Genomic DNA, 16,199 nt, shown 5'->3' on the forward strand with positions numbered 1-16,199 from the left:
GGGGGATTCCCTGAGCGGTTTTTTAAGTGGGTGTGATGGAAAGCACGGTCAGCACGCCGCCCTCCACGGTGAAGTGCACCTCGAAGCCGGCGAACGGGAACCCGTAGACGCGGCCAGGTTCGTCCTGATAGCCGGGGCGCGGGTCCTGCGCGAGCACCGCAAGCAGGGACTGCCGCCGGCCGGCGGGCAGGCTGTCGAGCAGGCGGGGCGGGCAGGAAACCTGCACGGCGTCCGTGGGCAAGGCGAAGCCGCTCGAAGCCTCAGGATGCGCGTCCGTGTAGGCGAGGTAGGGCTTGATATCCAACAGGGGCGTGCCGTCCATCAGGTCGGCGCCCGACACATGGAGTACCGGCCCGTCCGGCGTCCACGGCTCGACGCGCTCCAGCCGAACCGAGGAAAGGCCGATGGCGTTCGGCCGGAACGGCGAGCGCGTCGCGAATACGCCGACGCGCCGGTTGCCACCGAGCTTGGGCGGGCGCACGGTAGGCGACCAGCCCTCCCGCATGGCTTCGGAAAACTGCCAGATCAGCCACAGGTGGGAAAAACCGTCGATCCCGCGCAGCGCGTCGGCGTTGCGGTAGGGGGGCTCGAATACGATGCGGGCCGGCGTGTCCGCCAGCCCGCTCTGGCGCGGGATGCCGAACTTGGTGGGGAAGTCGCTGCGGATGCGCGCGATGATGTGCATGGGGATGAGATGTGACATGGGGGTGGCTCCTCTGCTTTGGGGTTGTGTCCAGTATAGCATGCCCGCGGCGCCGGCGCAATCCGGCGGCGGAGGGTCCGCGCAGTCTTTTACAGATTGTTAATGCTTTTTCGAATGGAAAGCAGTATAATGGAAGCATACTATCGGAAAGCAGGGGAGAACAATGCCCAAAAAGATATTGATTGTTGAAGATGAAGCGAATATCCGCGAGCTGCTCCGTCTTTATCTGGAGCGGGAGGGCTATACCGTGATAGAAGCGGAAAACGGCGTTGAGGGGATCAAAAAGTGGAAGTCCGAAAAGCCGGACATGCTGCTGCTCGACGTGATGATGCCTGTGATGGACGGCTGGGCCGTCTGCAAGGAGATCCGCGCGGAAAGCGATGTGCCGATCATCATGCTGACCGCGAAGGGCGAGACCGCGGACCGCGTTTCCGGTCTGGAGATGGGGGCGGACGACTATATCGTAAAGCCGCTTGAAATGCCCGAGGTCATCGCGCGCGTGCGCGCGGTGTTCCGCCGCATGGCGCCGGATGACGCGCCGGAGAAGCTGTCTTTCGACAACCTGGTGATCGACAAGCAGGCCTATGACCTGGTCATCCGCGGCAAGCGTGTGGACGCGCCGCCCAAGGAGATCGAGCTGCTGTACTACCTCGCGTCCAGCCCCAACCGCGTGTTTACGCGTGCGCAGCTGCTTGACGATGTGTGGGGCTTCGATTACTTCGGCGATACCCGCACGGTGGATGTACATGTCAAGCGCCTGCGCGAAAAGCTGGAGGGCGTTTCGGATAAATGGGAGCTGAAAACGGTCTGGGGCGTGGGATACAAGTTCGAGACTAAGGAGTAAGCGATGGGCAGACACAGCTTTTTTTTTAAAAACTATGTGACGCACCTGGTGCTGATCGTATGTGCGTTTGCTATGGCGGGCGGTGTGTTTTACTATCAGATGAGCAACTACGCGCTTTCCGCCAAGCAGACCGAGCTGCGCACGACCGTGAAGAGCATCGCGGAGCAGACCGAGCTGCTGCGCGGCAGCACCTCGGAGGAGTTCGAGCAGTTTTACATCCTTTCGATCGCGCGCGTTGCCAAGGAGGACGCCATCACCGTGCTGGTCACGGATGAGGACGGTATCATCCAGATGGCCGCCGCGCCGGATGGAACGGCCTACACCATGCCAGGCTATATGATTCCGCCCGAGGTCACCAGCCAGGTGCGCACATCCGGCACGTATGCCGCGGTCGGGTCGCTCGGCGTGCTGACCGCGGCGTCGAGCTATACGGTCGGTACGACGGTGATCAATGAGACGGGTGAGATTACCGCTCTGGTGTTTGTCTCCGCGCAGGACCCGGAGACCGCGGGCGTGGTGCGCCACTCCACACAGACCCTGGTGCTGATCCTGCTGATTACGCTGGTGGTCCTGCTGATTATTTCGTTTATCATTTCGCAGCATGTCACCCGCCCGCTCAAGGTGATCGCGGCGGCGGCGAAGGAATTCGCGGCCGGCAATTTTGATGTGCGCGTGCCAGAGGACAACCGTTCGTATGAGATAGACGAGCTGGCGGTGTCGTTCAATAACATGGCGCGCGACCTGAACCAGCTCGAGGAGCTGACGCGCGGCTTCATCTCCAACGTCAGCCACGAGTTCAAGACCCCGATGACGACGATCGGCGGATTTGTGGATGGGATGATCGACGGCACCATCCCCCCCGACCAGCATGACAAATACCTGCGCATCATTGCCGAGGAGACGCGCCGCCTGTCCCGCATGGTGAACCGCATGCTGGATGCGGCCAAGATACAGTCGGGAGAGTTGCTGCTTGCGCCCGCGCCGTTCGATTTTTCCGAGATGACCAGCCAGATCATCCTTTCGTTCGAGCAGAAGATTGAAAAGAAGCGGCTCGACGTAGCGTGCGAGCTGGACGACCGGCTGATGGTCATGGGTGATCGCGACCATCTGTACCGCGTGGTATATAACCTGGTGGACAACGCGGTCAAATTCATCAATGAGGGCGGCCGGCTCACGCTGCGCGCCCATCCGGAGGGGACGTTCTGCGCCTTTTCCATCAGCAACACGGGCGCGGGTATTTCGGCGGAGGAGCTGCCGCATGTGTTCGACCGCTTTTACAAGGCCGACCGCTCGCGCTCCTTGGACAAGACAGGGGCGGGGCTGGGGCTGTATATCGTCAAAAACATCATCAACCTGCACGGCGGGGAGATTTCCGTCCGTTCGGATGACGGGGAAACCGAGTTCTCGTTTACGCTGCCGCTGGCCCCGCCGCAGCTGCCGGGCAGCAAACAATGACGCGCTGCGCGCAGCGGCGGAGGACCGGCCGGTCCTCCGCCGTTTTTTGCACACGGGGCCGAATTCATGATTTGTTCATATTGTTTTCAACAAACTGCCACAATGGCGGGTTAGAATGAAAGCACAAAACCGATAGGGAGGCCATTACAATGGACGACTTCAATAACAACTATACGCCGGCCCCGGGCGGCGATGACCATACTGAACCGCAGCAGCCCGTTATGGAGCCGCAGAATGAAACGCCAGCACAGCCGGCTCAGGGAACGCAGGAGACGCCGCGGGAAGAGCCGCAGGCATCCGGCGCGCCGCGCGCCGAAGAACCGCGCACTCCGTACCAGACGCCGGTGCAGCATCCAGCGTACCAGGCCCCATACCAGGCGCCGCATGCCGAACCGGCCGGCCAGCCGCAGCCGCCGAAAAAGAAGAAAGGGCGCGGGAAGGGCATTGTCATCGGCCTGTGCAGCGTCGCGGCGGCCTGCCTGCTGTTTGCAGGCGGTGCGGTGATCGGGCATATCGTTTCCAATAACGGCGGCGCGCCTGCGGGAGGCGGCACCACGGCGGGCAGCATGCCCACCGTGCAGATATCCGACACGCCGGAATACGATCCGGATAATTACGACGTGGTCAACGGTCTGGCGGGCGAGGAGATCTACAAAAAAGTAAGCCCGTCGATCGTATCGGTCATTGCGACCGGTGGCAGCGGGTCGGGCGTTATCATGAGCGAGGACGGGTACATCATCACCAATAACCATGTTGTCGAGGACGCGGAGCAGGTGATGGTCCAACTCAGCGACGGGACGCAGATGCCGGCCGAGATCATCGGCACGGACGAGCAGACCGACCTGGCGGTACTCAAGGTGGAGCCGGACGGGACGCTTACGGCGGCCGAGTTCGGCAATTCGGATGAGCTGCAGCCCGGCGAATATGCGTACGCGCTCGGTTCGCCCGGCGGCGTGCAGTTTGCCAACACGATCACGGGCGGCCGCATTTCCGCGATCAACCGCGACGTGACCATCAACGACCGCGTGATGACCCTGATCCAGACCGACGCTTCTATTAACCCGGGCAACTCGGGCGGCGCGCTGATTAACAAATACGGGCAGGTGGTCGGCATTACCTCTGCCAAGCTTTCGAGCAATGCGTTCAGCGAGGCGTCGATCGAGGGCATGGGCTTCGCCATCCCGATCAACATGGCCAAGGAGGTCGTCGATGAGCTGATTGTCAACGGCTATGTCGCGGGGCGTCCGTCCATCGGCATTTCGGGATATAATGTGGAATCCGCGGACGGTAGCATCGCGGGCGTGCAGGTGGACTCGATCGACTCGCGCGCCAAGGCGGCCGACGAGGGGCTGCAGGTTGGTGACGTCATTGTAGCGGTGGATGGTACGCCTACCCCGACCATGGACGACGTGAATGAAGTCAAGGAAGACAAAAAGGCAGGCGACAAGATCACGTTGACGGTTTACCGCATTTCGACCGGCAAACGGCTCAACGTCACGATCACACTGATGGACGCGCACGACCTGGAGGGCGAGGATCCGGCTGCGCAGGACGCGCAGAGCCAGCAGGATGATGGTTCGCAGTATTACCAAAGCCCGTTTCCGTTCTTCGGCTGGTAACGTACCTCACTGAACGCATACGGATTTCAGTGAGGTGGGACGCACCGCGGCGCGGCCGCGGATGCGTCCAAAGCTCCGGCGCGCGCAGCGCGCGAAGCCTTACTCCACACTGGTATAAAAGCCGAGGCGCTTGTCCTCGGCTTTTATGAAAACAGGCCGCTTCTGCGGCCTGTTTTCTGTTTGATGCGCGCCTTGCGGTGCGTTTTTTGTGTGCGGTTACTTTTCGTATTGCTCCGCGAGCTGCTGGCTGATGAACTGGCGCGCCGTGCGGGGGGAGCGCCCGTTCCGGCGCAGCGCGAAGCGCTCGGCCAGCAGGTGAAGCTGCTCGCCGGACAGCGCCAGGCCGTTCTCCGCGGCGAGCTGATCGACGATGTACAGGTACTCGTCCTTGTCCGGCACGGAGAACGTGATCTCCAGCCCGAAGCGGTCGGAGAGCGAGGTCACGGTTTCCAGGCTGTCGCGCACGCGCACCTCGTCGCCCTCGCGGTCCGCGAAGGTCTCGCGGATCAGGTGGCGGCGGTTGCTGGTCGCATAGATGACCAGATTGGAGGGCTTACCCGCCAGTCCGCCCTCGATAAAGGCCTTGAGCGCGGCGAAGTTGTCGTCCTCCCGACTGAAGGAGAGGTCGTCCAGGAATACGATGAAGCGGAACGGGGAACGGAGCGTGTCCGCGAAGATGCGCGGGAAGCAGGCGATATGCCGCGGCGACATCTCGATGATCTTCAGGCCGCGCTCGGCGTATTCGTTGACCACCGCCTTGACGGTAGAGGATTTGCCCGTCCCCTTGTCGCCGTAGAGCAGGATGTTGTTGGCCTCGCGACCATCCAGGAACGCGCGGGTATTTTTGAGGATCTGCTGCTTCTGGCGCTCATAGCCGGGCAGGTCGCGCAGGCGGATGGCGTCCGGATGCCCGATCGGCGTCACCGTACCGTCATCCTGTACAGCGAAAGCGGAGGCCTGTGCGAAAAAGCCGTAGCCCTGCGCGCGGTAAAAGCTGGCCAGCGCCGCCCCGTCGCGGAACGGCAGGGGAGCGGCGGCCGGATAATCCGGCAGGTCGCGTAGCGCGGGCATGCGGTACACGCCGGCGGCCGCGGACTTGAGCGTATTGCCGTCCAGGGCGAGCAGGGCGTTGAGCGCCTGGATATCGTGCGTGGCCGCGCCCAGCAGGGTGGCGGAGGGCGCGGCCAGCGTATCGGTCATGGTGTTGACATCAAAATGCACCGCGTCCAGCATGGCGCGGTTGACGTCGCCGCAGGCGAAGATCTGGGCGCACAGCGCGCCGTAGGCCCGCGCGAAATCCGCGTCGTCGGTCTTGAGCGCGTCAAAGACCGCGAGGTAGGACGAGACGAACGGGTGCCGCTGCAGGCCGCGCAGCACGGAAAGCGCCCGCACGCGCAGCGAAAGGATAGAAAGCTCCATTTGTTTCACTTCCAAACTGTATTTTTTCGATCGGTTCCAGCATAACACACTTCGGCGGCTTTTTCAACATAGCATGAGAATAGACTATGCTTGGAGGGAGAGACAAACAATGAGCCAATATGCGCTTTTGATATGCCGCAGCCAAACGGAAGCGATCGGGCTGCGGCGCCATCTGGGTCAGATGGGCGTGCCGGGCGAGGTCGCGCGGCCGCCGCGGCACGAGCGGACTGAGTCGTGCGGCTGGGCGGTGCGCGTCGGGGCGTCGCAGGCGGACGAGGCGGTGCGCCGCCTGCGGCAGCTAGGGCTTTCGCCGTGCCGCGTCATGCCGGACGAGGGGGGCGGCGCATGATCTATCTGGATAACGCCGCGACGACGCTGTATAAGCCGCGCGCGGTGGATGAGGCGGTGCGCCGCGCGATGCACGCGGCGGCAGGCTACGCGCGGGGCGGCTACGCGGCGGCGGCGCGCGCGGGCGAGCTGGTATACGGCTGCCGCGAGCAGGCGGCGGCGCTGTTCGGCGTGCGCGATCCGGCGCGCGTCGTGTTCACGATGAACGCCACGCACGCGCTCAATCTGGCTATTCACGCGCTGGCGAAGCCGGGCATGCGGATCGCAGTCGGCGGATATGAGCACAACGCGGTCATGCGGCCGCTCACGCTGCGCGGGATCGAGCCGGCCGTGCTCGACGCCCCGCTCTGGGACGCCGCGGGGATGGAACGGAAAGCGCGGGAAGCGCTGGCTGCGGGGACGGAGCTGTTCATCCTCAACCATGTGTCCAATGTGTTTGGCTTTGCCGCGCCGCTCGACGGGATCGCCGCGCTGCTGGATGCGGCGGGCGTGCCGCTGATTCTCGACGCGTCCCAGTCCGCCGGTATGGTCGGGATCGACGTGCGCCGCCATCCCTGTCTTGCCGCAGTGTGCATGCCCGGCCACAAGGGACTGTACGGGCCGCAGGGTACGGGCATCCTGCTCGCGCTCGACGACCGTATCACGGCCGCGCCGCTGATGGCGGGCGGCACGGGCAGCCTGTCGGAAGAGCCGCGGCAGCCGGATTTCCTACCGGACGCGCTGGAGAGCGGCACGCCCAATGTGCCGGGTATCGCGGGGCTTGCGGCGGGCATCGCGTTTGTGCGCGCGGTCGGCCCAGAGAACATCCTCGCGCATGAACAGGCGCTCCGGCGTGAGTTTGTGCGCGCGCTGGAGCGGGAGGAGCGGATCGAATGCTTTTCCGGCGCGCCGCAGACCGGCGTGCTGTCGCTGCGGGTGCGGGGGATGCCCTGCGAGACCGTGGCGGAGGAGCTGGCGCGGCGGCAGGTCGCGGTGCGCGCGGGCCTGCACTGCGCGCCGCTCGCGCACCGCACGGCCGGCACGGAGGAAACCGGCACCGTGCGCTTCTCTTTCTCCTTTTATTCGACCGCGCGCACGGCGGAGCATGCGGCTGATTTGCTGTGCAAAACCGTAAAAAATCTGTGAATACGCTATACAGGGGAAGCGAATTGTGGTAGTATAGGTAATGTTGAAACCCCGCGTCTCCCCTGCTGTGCGGAGGAATGAAAAATCACAGGACAGGTGGCTTTATGGAGACTTTCCAAAATATTTTCAATACAGCGGCGTTCCAGAATTTCGATTTGCTGTCCTCGCTGCGAAGCAGCGTAAACTCGCTTCAGACAGCGGGCCTGATGGACGTGGTCGACGTTTTGATCGTCGCGTATATCATTTACCGCGTGATGAAGCTGCTCAAGGATACAAGCGCGGCGCGGCTGGTCAAGGGCATCATCGTGCTGCTGCTGGTCATGTTGCTCGCCAGCGTGGCGGGACTGACCACGATTTCGTTTATCCTGCGCAATTCGCTGGGCATCGGCGTGTTCGCCGTGATCGTGATTTTCCAGCCCGAGCTGCGGCGTCTGCTCGAGCAGCTCGGCAAGGGCAACCTGAGCCGCCTGCTCACGCCGGCGGACAACAAGGACGAGATCGAGGAGGCCATCGGCGCGACGGTCGCCGCCTGCGCGGATATGTCCAGAAGCCGGACCGGCGTGCTGATCGTGTTCGAACGGCGGGAGCGCCTCGGCGAGATCGTCGCGACTGGCACCCTGCTGGACGCCGATCCCTCGCCCGAGCTGCTCAAAAACATCTTTTTCAAGAACAGCCCGCTGCATGACGGCGCGCTGATCATGCGCGACGGCCGCATCTGCGCCGCGGGCTGCGTGCTGCCGCTTTCGGGCAGCCAGAACCTGTCCCGCGACCTGGGTACGCGCCACCGCGCGGCGGTTGGCATGAGCGAGTCCTCGGACAGCGTGCTGGTCGTCGTTTCGGAGGAAACGGGCGCGATCTCGGTGGCGATCGGCGGCATGCTCAAGCGCCATCTGTCACCCGAGGTGCTGAAAAAAGTGCTGGAAAGCGAGCTGCTCACTGAGGAAAAGCCGGAAAAGAACCGGCTGACAGCGCTCCGCAACATCTGGAAGGGGGGCGCGGGCAAGTGAGGCAATTCCTGAAAAAGCATGACGTCTGGCTGCGCCTGCTGTCCCTGCTGCTCGCGTTCGTCCTGTGGATCATCGTGCGCGACGCGGATAATCCGGTCAAGCAGAATACCTTTCGGGACATCCCGGTTACCATTACCGGTGAGGAAGAACTGCTGGCGAGCCAGGGCCTGTCGGTGATCGAAAGCACCGCGACCGTGGATGTGGTCGTGGAGGGGCGAAACAACGAGGTAACCGACCCAACGCTGCGGCGCAAGATCACGGCCACGGTCGACGTATCCTCAATCACCGACGGGGCGGGCGAGTATAACCGGCCCGTGCAGGTTGCGGTCAGCAGCGCGGACATCGATCCGGTGCGGGCCAATCCGGTGAGCGTGAGCGTGCTGGTTGATAAGGTGACCACGGTCAGCGTGCCGGTCCGCATCGACGTGACCGGCACGCCCGCGGAGGGGTACCGCGCGGGCAAGGCGGTACCCACGACGACCGAGTCGGTAACGGTCGAGGGGCCGGAGGCCGAGCTGAAAGAGGTCGCTTACGCCTATGCGACGATCAGCGTGGAGGGCGAGAGCCTGACCGTCACCGGTGAGTGCTCGATCGCCCTGTATAACGACGCCGGCGTCCCGATTACGGGGACGCATGTGACCTGCCAGACGGATACGGTCAATGTGCGCGTGCCGCTTTACCCGATCGAGACCATCCCGCTGACCGTTACGCTCAAGGACGGCGAGACGCTCAAGGGCAGCCAGGTGCGCGCGTCCATCAGCCCGCAGAGCGTCAAGGTCCTCGGCGACCAGAACACGCTTGCGGAGCTGACCGAGATCAGCCTGGGCGAGATCGATCTGGACAGCGTCCGGACAGACGTGCCCATCCAAATGGATATCAAGCTGCCGGACAACGTCCGGCTGGACGAGGGACAGCCCTCTACCGCCAGCGTGACCATCACTGTGGCGGACGAAACCGACGGCATTGCGACACGCAAGGTCCAAGTCACGCAGTTCGCCCCGAACGATACCTCGCAGGAGCAGACGCCTTACACGGTCAACGTACTGACCGGATCGGTGGAGATCGAGCTGCGCGGCACGGAGAGCGCGCTCGACCAGGTGGATACCGACGGCTTTTCGATCGGTTTGACCTTTGATTCGGATTCGCTCGGCGCGGGCAGGCATACGGTCAAGGGCGTGGTCGCCGCGACCAGCCTGCCGGCCGGCGTGACCGTGGTGGAAGAGGACGTGGAGGTTGAGATCGAGATTGTGGACAACGGCTCCGGCGGTACGGACGGGGACGCCGCGGCGGGAGCCGCCCCGTCGGATGCGGTCTACCCAGAGGAAAGCGGGGACGGCGCGTGAGCATTCTGGTAAGCAATATCCGCCTGCCGTTTGACGAGCCGGAGGCGCTCGCGCTCGCGCAGGCGCGGCGGCTGACCGGCTTGGACGAGGCGCAGGCGGCGGTGTCCCGCGTGAGCATCGACGCGCGGCGCGGGCGGATCTTCCGCGTATATACGGTGCGCCTAGACGCGCCCGTGGACGAAAAGGCATTTGCAGAAAAGCTGCAAATGCCCTTCGTGCGTTATAAGCCCGATGAAAAAGCGGCCGTTCCGCGCGGCAAGAAGCGGCTGCGGCACCGGCCGGTGGTCGTCGGCCTGGGGCCGGCGGGCCTGTTCGCGGCCTATACGCTGTCCAGGCACGGCTACGAGCCGCTGGTGCTGGAGCGCGGCGGCGACCTGGACGCGCGCGACCGCGCGGTGCAGGCGTTCTGGAAGGGCGGCGCGCTCGATCTGGACTGCAATATCCAGTTCGGGGAGGGCGGCGCGGGCGCCTATTCGGACGGTAAGCTGACCACCCGCATCGGCGATCCACTGTGCGACGAGGTGCTGAAAACGCTCGCCGCGCACGGCGCGCCGGAGGATATTGTCAAAAAGGCCAAGCCCCATGTGGGTACGGACATCCTGAAAGACGTTGTGCGCTCCATGCGGCGGGAGATCGTGAGGAACGGCGGGGAGGTGCGCTTTCGGACCCCGCTGACTGGCGTGGATGTGCAGAACGGCGCGCTGCGCGCCATCCGCGCGGCCGGCGGCGAGGTCGCGTGCGAGCGCGCGGTGCTGGCGGTCGGCCACTCGGCGCGCGATACGTTTGTTGCGCTGCATCAAAACGGGGTATACTTTGAACCAAAGGCGTTTTCGGTCGGCGTGCGCATCGAGCATCTGCAAAGCGAGATCGACCGCGCGCTGTACGGGAAATATGCGGGGCATCCGCTGCTGCCGCCCGCGGAATACAACCTTTCCCGACGGGCGGGCGGACGGGCCTGCTACACGTTCTGCATGTGTCCGGGCGGCGTAGTCGTCGCGGCGCAGAGCGAGGAACACACGGTCGTTACCAACGGCATGAGCTATCATGAGCGTAGCGGGAAGAACGCTAATGCGGCAATCGCAGTGTCGGTCGACCCCAAAGACTATGATGACGGCACGCCGTTCGGCGGCGTGTCGCTCCAGCGGCAGATCGAACGCGCGGCTTTCGCGCAGACCGGCTCGTACCGCGCGCCCTGCCAGCGCGTGGGGGACTTCCTTGCCGGTAAGCCGAGCAAGGCCGCAGGCGCGGTGCGGCCCAGCTATCCCATAGGGGTAGAGTACAGCGCGGCTACGGCAAGCCTGCCCGCGTTTGCACAGGATATGCTGCGCGGCAGCCTGCCTTTTTTTGGCGGGAAGCTGCGCGGCTTTGACGCGCCGGACGCGCTGCTGACCGGACCGGAGACGCGGACTTCATCTCCCGTGCGTATGACGCGCGGGGACGACCTGTTCGGCCGCGGCTGTGCGGGGCTTATCCCCTGCGGCGAGGGTGCGGGCTACGCGGGCGGCATCATGTCCGCCGCAGTGGACGGCATACGGGCCGCGCACCGCATCATGGAGGAATTTCGGCCAATTATGGATTGAGCGCGCGCCGCGGCGCGCAGGAGCAATATTTTTCAGAACGGAGCGATAACATTGACCCAACAGGGAACGATAAAAAAACTATTGCCCGGCCGTATGGCCGAGGTGGAGGTGACACGCCGGTCGGCGTGCGGGCATGACTGCGCCAAATGCGGCGGCTGCGGCGGTCTGGAGACACAAACCCTGTATGTGACTGCGTTCAACGGCGTGGCGGCGCAGGTGGGCGACCGCGTGCTGCTGGAGGGCGAAACCGGCCGCGTGCTGGGCATCGCGGTGCTGGTCTACCTGCTGCCGGTCGTGCTGTTTTTCATCGGCTACGGGGCGGGAAGCGTGCTGGGAGGCGGCGCGGCGCAGGCCGCAATCTGCGGCGGACTCCTGTTCGCACTGGGTATACTCGGCGCGATGTGGTACAGCCGCCAAATGAAGAAAAAGAACGACGTACCGTTCGCAATCACCCAGCGGCTTTGAATAAATTGTGAATTTTTCCGGCTTTCCTGCGCTTATCTCTTGTCTTATCGGAAAAAGTCCGGTAAAATAGATTAAATGTGAAAAGCGTGCGCGCAGCACGCGGCGCGAAAGGGTTTTGTGATGTTTGGCTTTATCCGTCCGGTCAAATCCGAGCTGCGGGTCAGGGAGGCCGACCGGTTCCAGCAGGTATACTGCGGCCTATGCCATGCGATCCGTGCGCGGTACGGCCGGTTCTATACGCTGTTCCTGAGCTACGACATGACGTTCTTCGTCCTTGTTGCCGGAGCGGAGCGGGAGGGGACGCCGCCGCCCTGCAGGAAGCGGTGCGACGCGCATCCGCTGCTCAAGCGCCCCTGCGCCGCACCCGACGACGCGCTTGCGCTTGCGGCCGATGTGAGCGTGCTGCTCTCCTATCATAAATTCCGAGACAGCTTGGCGGATGAAAAGGGCGCGAAGCGGCTGCTGGCATGGCTGCTGTGCGGCCTGGGGAAGCGCGGCTATCAAAGGGCGCGCGCGCGTCTGCCGGACGCGGACCGCGAGATCGTGGCGGCGCTGGACGACCTGCAGGCGATAGAGCGCGAAAAATGCCCGTCCATGGATCGCGCGGCGGACGCCTCGGCGCGCATGACCGCGGCTGTGGTCCCCCGCACGGGGGACGCGCGCGAGCGCGTGCTGCGGCAGATGTTTTACCATATCGGGCGGTGGGTATACCTGCTCGACGCCGCGCAGGACGTGGCGGAGGATCTGGAACAGGGCAATTACAATCCGGTGGTGCTGCGCTATGACCTGCGCACGCCGGATTTGACAGAGATAAAGGATGCGCTCGAGCGGACGCTCGAACGCTCCCTCGCTGACGTCTGCATGGCGTTCGACCTGCTGGACGCGCAGCGCGACGCGGAGCTGATCCGCAATATTATTTTTCTCGGTATGCCGCTCGTCACGCGACAGGTGCTCGACGGAACGTACCAAACGAACGGAGGATGGGGCAAACATGGATCCCTATAAAGTGCTGGGCGTCACGCCACAGACAAGCGACGACGACGTCAAGCGCGCATATCGGGAGTTGGCGCGCAAATATCACCCGGACAATTATATCAATAACCCGCTGGCCGACCTTGCCGAGGCGCGTATGAAAGAGATCAACGAAGCCTACGACATGATTATGAACGAGCGGTCGGGCAAAGCCGGCGGCGCGGGCGGCCAGCAATACGGCGGGCAACAGTATGGCGGCGGCCAGCAGCACGCGTATTCCGGCGCGAACGCGGCGTTGTACAGCCAGGTGCGGCAGGCGATCAACCAGGGCAACCTGGGCCTGGCCGAACAGCTGCTGCAGCGGTCGAGCGCGCGGGACGCGGAGTGGTTCTACCTGATGGGTACGGTCTATTACCGCAAGGGCTGGTATGACGAGGCGATGCGCGCCTATACGCAGGCCTGCCAGATGGACCCCTCTAACATGGAGTACCGCACGGCGCTCAACAATCTGAACATGTCGGGCGGCTATGGCGGCTACCGGCCCATGCAGGAGGCCAACATGTGCGATATGTGTATGCAGCTGGCGATTTGCAACTGCTGTATGAACATGTGCTGCAACGCGGGCTGCTGATATGGGAGCGCGGGATATTGCACGGGGCGGCCTACTCGCGGCGGTCGCGTTCGTGTTGCTTTATCTGGGCGGGGTATCGCCCTATGCCGCGGTTGCGGCCTGCATCGCCGCGGGTGTGACGAGCGCGGTTCCACTGATCCGTCATGCGCGGGTTCGTCTCGCGGTACTGCTGTATCTGGCGGTTTCGGTGCTCAGCTTGCTGCTGGTGCCGCGAAAAAGTGTAGCGGCAGCTTATGTACTGTTCTGTGGGCTGTACCCCATCATAAAATACTGGGTCGAGTGCTATGCGCCTCGCCGCATGCAGATGGGTATTAAGCTTGCTTATTTTAACCTTATGCTGCTGGCGGCGGCCGCGCTGGCCGTGTTCGTGTTTGTTCCACAGCTTGCCGTCACTGGCCTGGGTTGGGTCGCGGCATTGTGGTTTGCGGCCAATGCTGTATTTTTGATGTATGATGTGGCGTTGTCACGGCTGATCGCCTTGTTGCGCAGAAGCCTGCCGCCCGACTGAAAAGAGGGAACGTAACATGAAGAGTATGACCGGCTATGGCCGTGCCAGGGAACAACTGGACGGGAAAACGATCACGGTCGAGCTGCGCGCGGTCAATCACCGCTATCTGGACTGCACGGTCAAGGCGCCGCGTCAGTACGGCTTTCTGGATGAAGCAGTAAAAAAAGCAGCCGCGTCGCGCATCTCGCGCGGCAAGGTTGAGGTGTTTGTGGGCGTCGAGGTGCAGGAGGGCGGCGATGTGGCCGTTACGGTCAATCATGCGCTGGCCGAGCGTTATCTGGAAGCCCTGCATGAGATCGCGGACAAATACGGCCTGCGGGATGACGTGACCGTGACGAGTCTGGCCAAAATGCCCGACGTTTTAGGCTCCGAACGCATCGAGCAGGACGCGGACGCCATGATCCGCGACGTGACCGCCGTGTTTGAAAAGGCCTGCGCCGGCTTTGATGAGATGCGCCTGCGCGAGGGCGAAAAGCTCGCGGAGGATGTCAAAGGCCGTTGCGCGGCCATCGGGCGCATGGTGGGCGAGGTGGAGGCCCGCTCACCGGAGCGCGTGCGCGAATATCGGGAAAAGCTGCTCGCGCGCATGCAGGAGGTGCTGGCGGACACCAGCATCGACGAGACGCGCATCCTGACCGAGGCGGCGGTCTATGCCGACAAGACCGCGGTGGATGAGGAGACCGTCCGCCTGCGCAGCCATCTGCACCAGCTTGACGCCATGCTGCGCGAAACGCAGCCGGTGGGCCGCAAGCTGGACTTCCTTGTGCAGGAGATGAACCGCGAGGCCAATACGATCGGTTCCAAGGCGAACGATGTAGAGATGGCGCGCATCGTGGTGGATATCAAAAGCGAGATCGAGAAGATACGCGAGCAGATACAGAATATTGAGTAAAAGGTCATAAAAGGGGGCAGCGCGGGTGAAGCTCATCAATATCGGTTTTGGAAATATGGTCGCATCTTCGCGGCTGATCGCGATCGTCAGTCCGGAGTCCGCGCCGGTCAAGCGCACTATACAGGAGGCGCGCGACCGCGGCATGGTGATCGACGGCACCTACGGCCGCCGGACCCGCGCCGTGCTCATTATGGACAGCGACCATGTGGTCCTGTCCGCCCTGCAGCCGGAAACCGTTGCCGCGCGCTTCGCGGGCGACAGCGAGGAAGGGGGGAGCGAGGATGAATAAGGGTACTCTGTATGTGTTTACCGGCCCTTCCGGAGCGGGAAAGGGTACGCTGCTTTCCCGTCTGATGGCCGAGGATGACCGCCTGTTTTATTCGATCTCCGCGACCACGCGCGCGCCGCGCTCGGGCGAAACGGACGGGGTGCAGTACTACTTCCTGACCCGCGCGGATTTTGAGCGGAAGATAGCGCAGAACGCTTTTCTGGAGCACGCCCGATATGTGGATAATTATTACGGCACACTCGAAGCGCCGGTCAACGAAAAGCTGGCCGAGGGGTACGATGTGATTCTGGAGATCGAGGTGCAGGGCGCGATGCAGGTGCATCAGAAGCGTCCGGACGCGGTGATGGTGTTTATCGCGCCCCCGTCGTTCGAGGAGCTGGCCGCGCGGCTGCGCGGACGCGGCACAGAGGACGAGGAAAAGGTGCGAAAGCGCCTGGAAACCGCGAAAGAGGAACTGAAAAGCAGGGACAGGTTCGATTATGTCGTCGTCAATGACGAGATCGACCGCGCGGTGCGCGAGCTGCAGGGCATTCTGGCGGCGCGGCGTACATAACGCGCAGATCATGAGCATAAATAATACAAAGGGTAATATAAGGAGAATGGATTACAATGCTGAAACCTTCGATGCAGGAATTGATGAAACGTGTGGGCAACCGCTATCTGCTGGTCAACCTCGCGGCGCAGCGCGCTCGCGATATCGCTGACCAGGCAGAGGAAACGGGCGAGCAGCTTTCCGATAAGGCGGTCAAGCTGGCGCTGGACGAGATCGCCGCAGGGGAAGTAGTGTACCGCCCAGGACCGCGCACTGCGCCGGTCATCGTCAAGAACAACGCGATCGCGGCTGCGATGGTGGATGTGGACGATTCGATCGATCTGGACGAAGACGAGGACGAGGAAGGCGCCGAGCGTGAGGAGGACGAGGAGGAGGATGACCGCCGCCTCGACGAGTTCGACGACCATGAGCTGGACGACGGCGACGTACCGGAAGAGGACCGGTAA

The 16,199-nt window shown here is 63.2% G+C and carries 18 protein-coding genes; 16 read left to right on the forward strand and 2 right to left on the reverse strand.

Features of this window, described 5'->3' with window-relative positions; all coding sequences use genetic code 11:
- Positions 1-22: 22 nt before the first annotated feature.
- On the reverse strand, positions 23-703 hold the full coding sequence (tsaA, locus tag RX717_RS02555) for a tRNA (N6-threonylcarbamoyladenosine(37)-N6)-methyltransferase TrmO (protein ID WP_107631042.1): 681 nt from the start codon (positions 701-703) through the stop codon (positions 23-25).
- A 163-nt stretch (positions 704-866) separates the two neighbouring features.
- Here tsaA and RX717_RS02560 point away from each other — a divergent pair, with 163 nt between their 5' ends.
- The 3 genes from RX717_RS02560 (at position 867) to RX717_RS02570 (ending at position 4,621) form a co-directional block, all read left to right on the forward strand.
- Positions 867-1,547, forward strand: coding sequence for a response regulator transcription factor (locus tag RX717_RS02560; RefSeq protein ID WP_054327475.1), 681 nt, complete (start codon positions 867-869; stop codon positions 1,545-1,547).
- A gap of 3 nt (positions 1,548-1,550) precedes the next feature.
- The gene (locus RX717_RS02565; protein ID WP_107631041.1) at positions 1,551-3,002 is read left to right on the forward strand and encodes a HAMP domain-containing sensor histidine kinase; all 1,452 of its coding nucleotides are present in this window, start codon (positions 1,551-1,553) and stop codon (positions 3,000-3,002) included.
- Positions 3,003-3,151: 149 nt separating this feature from the next.
- Entirely contained in the window at positions 3,152-4,621 is a 1,470-nt protein-coding gene (locus tag RX717_RS02570; protein WP_054327473.1) for a S1C family serine protease, read from the forward strand.
- Between the two features lie 216 nt (positions 4,622-4,837).
- On the opposite strand, the gene RX717_RS02575 is transcribed toward RX717_RS02570, so the two are convergent.
- Entirely contained in the window at positions 4,838-6,040 is a 1,203-nt protein-coding gene (locus RX717_RS02575) for an ATP-binding protein (RefSeq protein WP_054327472.1), read from the reverse strand.
- 109 nt (positions 6,041-6,149) lie between these two features.
- Here RX717_RS02575 and RX717_RS02580 point away from each other — a divergent pair, with 109 nt between their 5' ends.
- From RX717_RS02580 to rpoZ, 13 genes are all read left to right on the forward strand, one after another.
- Entirely contained in the window at positions 6,150-6,389 is a 240-nt protein-coding gene (locus tag RX717_RS02580) for a DUF3343 domain-containing protein (protein WP_054327471.1), read from the forward strand.
- On the forward strand, positions 6,386-7,513 hold the full coding sequence (locus RX717_RS02585) for an aminotransferase class V-fold PLP-dependent enzyme (RefSeq protein ID WP_107631040.1): 1,128 nt from the start codon (positions 6,386-6,388) through the stop codon (positions 7,511-7,513). Before RX717_RS02580 ends, RX717_RS02585 begins: the two co-directional genes overlap by 4 nt.
- 104 nt (positions 7,514-7,617) lie before the next feature.
- Positions 7,618-8,520, forward strand: coding sequence for a diadenylate cyclase CdaA (gene cdaA, locus RX717_RS02590; RefSeq protein WP_054326659.1), 903 nt, complete (start codon positions 7,618-7,620; stop codon positions 8,518-8,520).
- Complete coding sequence (locus RX717_RS02595) at positions 8,517-9,863, forward strand: CdaR family protein (RefSeq protein WP_054326660.1); 1,347 nt, start codon at positions 8,517-8,519, stop codon at positions 9,861-9,863. The genes cdaA and RX717_RS02595 overlap by 4 nt, the downstream gene beginning before the upstream one ends.
- On the forward strand, positions 9,860-11,443 hold the full coding sequence (locus tag RX717_RS02600) for an NAD(P)/FAD-dependent oxidoreductase (protein ID WP_316960538.1): 1,584 nt from the start codon (positions 9,860-9,862) through the stop codon (positions 11,441-11,443). The genes RX717_RS02595 and RX717_RS02600 overlap by 4 nt, the downstream gene beginning before the upstream one ends.
- Positions 11,444-11,494: 51 nt before the next feature.
- Entirely contained in the window at positions 11,495-11,908 is a 414-nt protein-coding gene (locus tag RX717_RS02605) for a SoxR reducing system RseC family protein (RefSeq protein WP_147574193.1), read from the forward strand.
- 120 nt (positions 11,909-12,028) lie between these two features.
- Positions 12,029-12,913, forward strand: a complete 885-nt coding sequence (locus RX717_RS02610) for a DUF5685 family protein (protein ID WP_054326662.1) — start codon at positions 12,029-12,031, stop codon at positions 12,911-12,913.
- On the forward strand, positions 12,900-13,511 hold the full coding sequence (locus RX717_RS02615) for a J domain-containing protein (RefSeq protein WP_107631037.1): 612 nt from the start codon (positions 12,900-12,902) through the stop codon (positions 13,509-13,511). The genes RX717_RS02610 and RX717_RS02615 overlap by 14 nt, the downstream gene beginning before the upstream one ends.
- A 1-nt stretch (position 13,512) precedes the next feature.
- Positions 13,513-14,019, forward strand: coding sequence for a hypothetical protein (locus RX717_RS02620; RefSeq protein WP_054326664.1), 507 nt, complete (start codon positions 13,513-13,515; stop codon positions 14,017-14,019).
- 16 nt (positions 14,020-14,035) lie between these two features.
- Positions 14,036-14,911 carry a YicC/YloC family endoribonuclease gene (locus RX717_RS02625; RefSeq protein WP_107631036.1) on the forward strand — a complete coding sequence of 292 codons (876 nt, stop codon included), beginning with the start codon at positions 14,036-14,038 and terminating at the stop codon, positions 14,909-14,911.
- A gap of 55 nt (positions 14,912-14,966) precedes the next feature.
- Positions 14,967-15,200 carry a DUF370 domain-containing protein gene (locus RX717_RS02630; RefSeq protein ID WP_054326781.1) on the forward strand — a complete coding sequence of 78 codons (234 nt, stop codon included), beginning with the start codon at positions 14,967-14,969 and terminating at the stop codon, positions 15,198-15,200.
- A complete protein-coding gene (gene gmk, locus RX717_RS02635; protein ID WP_054326666.1) occupies positions 15,193-15,753 on the forward strand; it encodes a guanylate kinase in 561 nt (186 codons plus the stop codon). The genes RX717_RS02630 and gmk overlap by 8 nt, the downstream gene beginning before the upstream one ends.
- Before the next feature lie 56 nt (positions 15,754-15,809).
- On the forward strand, positions 15,810-16,199 hold the full coding sequence (gene rpoZ / locus RX717_RS02640) for a DNA-directed RNA polymerase subunit omega (protein ID WP_176564525.1): 390 nt from the start codon (positions 15,810-15,812) through the stop codon (positions 16,197-16,199).

It is taken from the genome of Intestinibacillus sp. NTUH-41-i26 (genome assembly GCF_032769475.1).
GTDB lineage: Bacteria > Bacillota > Clostridia > Oscillospirales > Butyricicoccaceae > Agathobaculum > Agathobaculum ammoniilyticum.

Coding starts and splice junctions, on each gene's coding strand:
- RX717_RS02585 (WP_107631040.1), top strand. CDS start 6,386: ATGATCTATCTGGATAACGCCGCGACGACGCTGTATAAGCCGCGCGCG.
- RX717_RS02575 (WP_054327472.1), bottom strand. CDS start 6,040: ATGGAGCTTTCTATCCTTTCGCTGCGCGTGCGGGCGCTTTCCGTGCTG.
- RX717_RS02620 (WP_054326664.1), top strand. CDS start 13,513: ATGGGAGCGCGGGATATTGCACGGGGCGGCCTACTCGCGGCGGTCGCG.
- RX717_RS02580 (WP_054327471.1), top strand. CDS start 6,150: ATGAGCCAATATGCGCTTTTGATATGCCGCAGCCAAACGGAAGCGATC.
- RX717_RS02625 (WP_107631036.1), top strand. CDS start 14,036: ATGAAGAGTATGACCGGCTATGGCCGTGCCAGGGAACAACTGGACGGG.
- tsaA (WP_107631042.1), bottom strand. CDS start 703: ATGTCACATCTCATCCCCATGCACATCATCGCGCGCATCCGCAGCGAC.
- gmk (WP_054326666.1), top strand. CDS start 15,193: ATGAATAAGGGTACTCTGTATGTGTTTACCGGCCCTTCCGGAGCGGGA.
- RX717_RS02565 (WP_107631041.1), top strand. CDS start 1,551: ATGGGCAGACACAGCTTTTTTTTTAAAAACTATGTGACGCACCTGGTG.
- RX717_RS02560 (WP_054327475.1), top strand. CDS start 867: ATGCCCAAAAAGATATTGATTGTTGAAGATGAAGCGAATATCCGCGAG.
- rpoZ (WP_176564525.1), top strand. CDS start 15,810: ATGCTGAAACCTTCGATGCAGGAATTGATGAAACGTGTGGGCAACCGC.
- RX717_RS02615 (WP_107631037.1), top strand. CDS start 12,900: ATGGATCCCTATAAAGTGCTGGGCGTCACGCCACAGACAAGCGACGAC.
- RX717_RS02610 (WP_054326662.1), top strand. CDS start 12,029: ATGTTTGGCTTTATCCGTCCGGTCAAATCCGAGCTGCGGGTCAGGGAG.
- RX717_RS02630 (WP_054326781.1), top strand. CDS start 14,967: ATGGTCGCATCTTCGCGGCTGATCGCGATCGTCAGTCCGGAGTCCGCG.
- cdaA (WP_054326659.1), top strand. CDS start 7,618: ATGGAGACTTTCCAAAATATTTTCAATACAGCGGCGTTCCAGAATTTC.
- RX717_RS02570 (WP_054327473.1), top strand. CDS start 3,152: ATGGACGACTTCAATAACAACTATACGCCGGCCCCGGGCGGCGATGAC.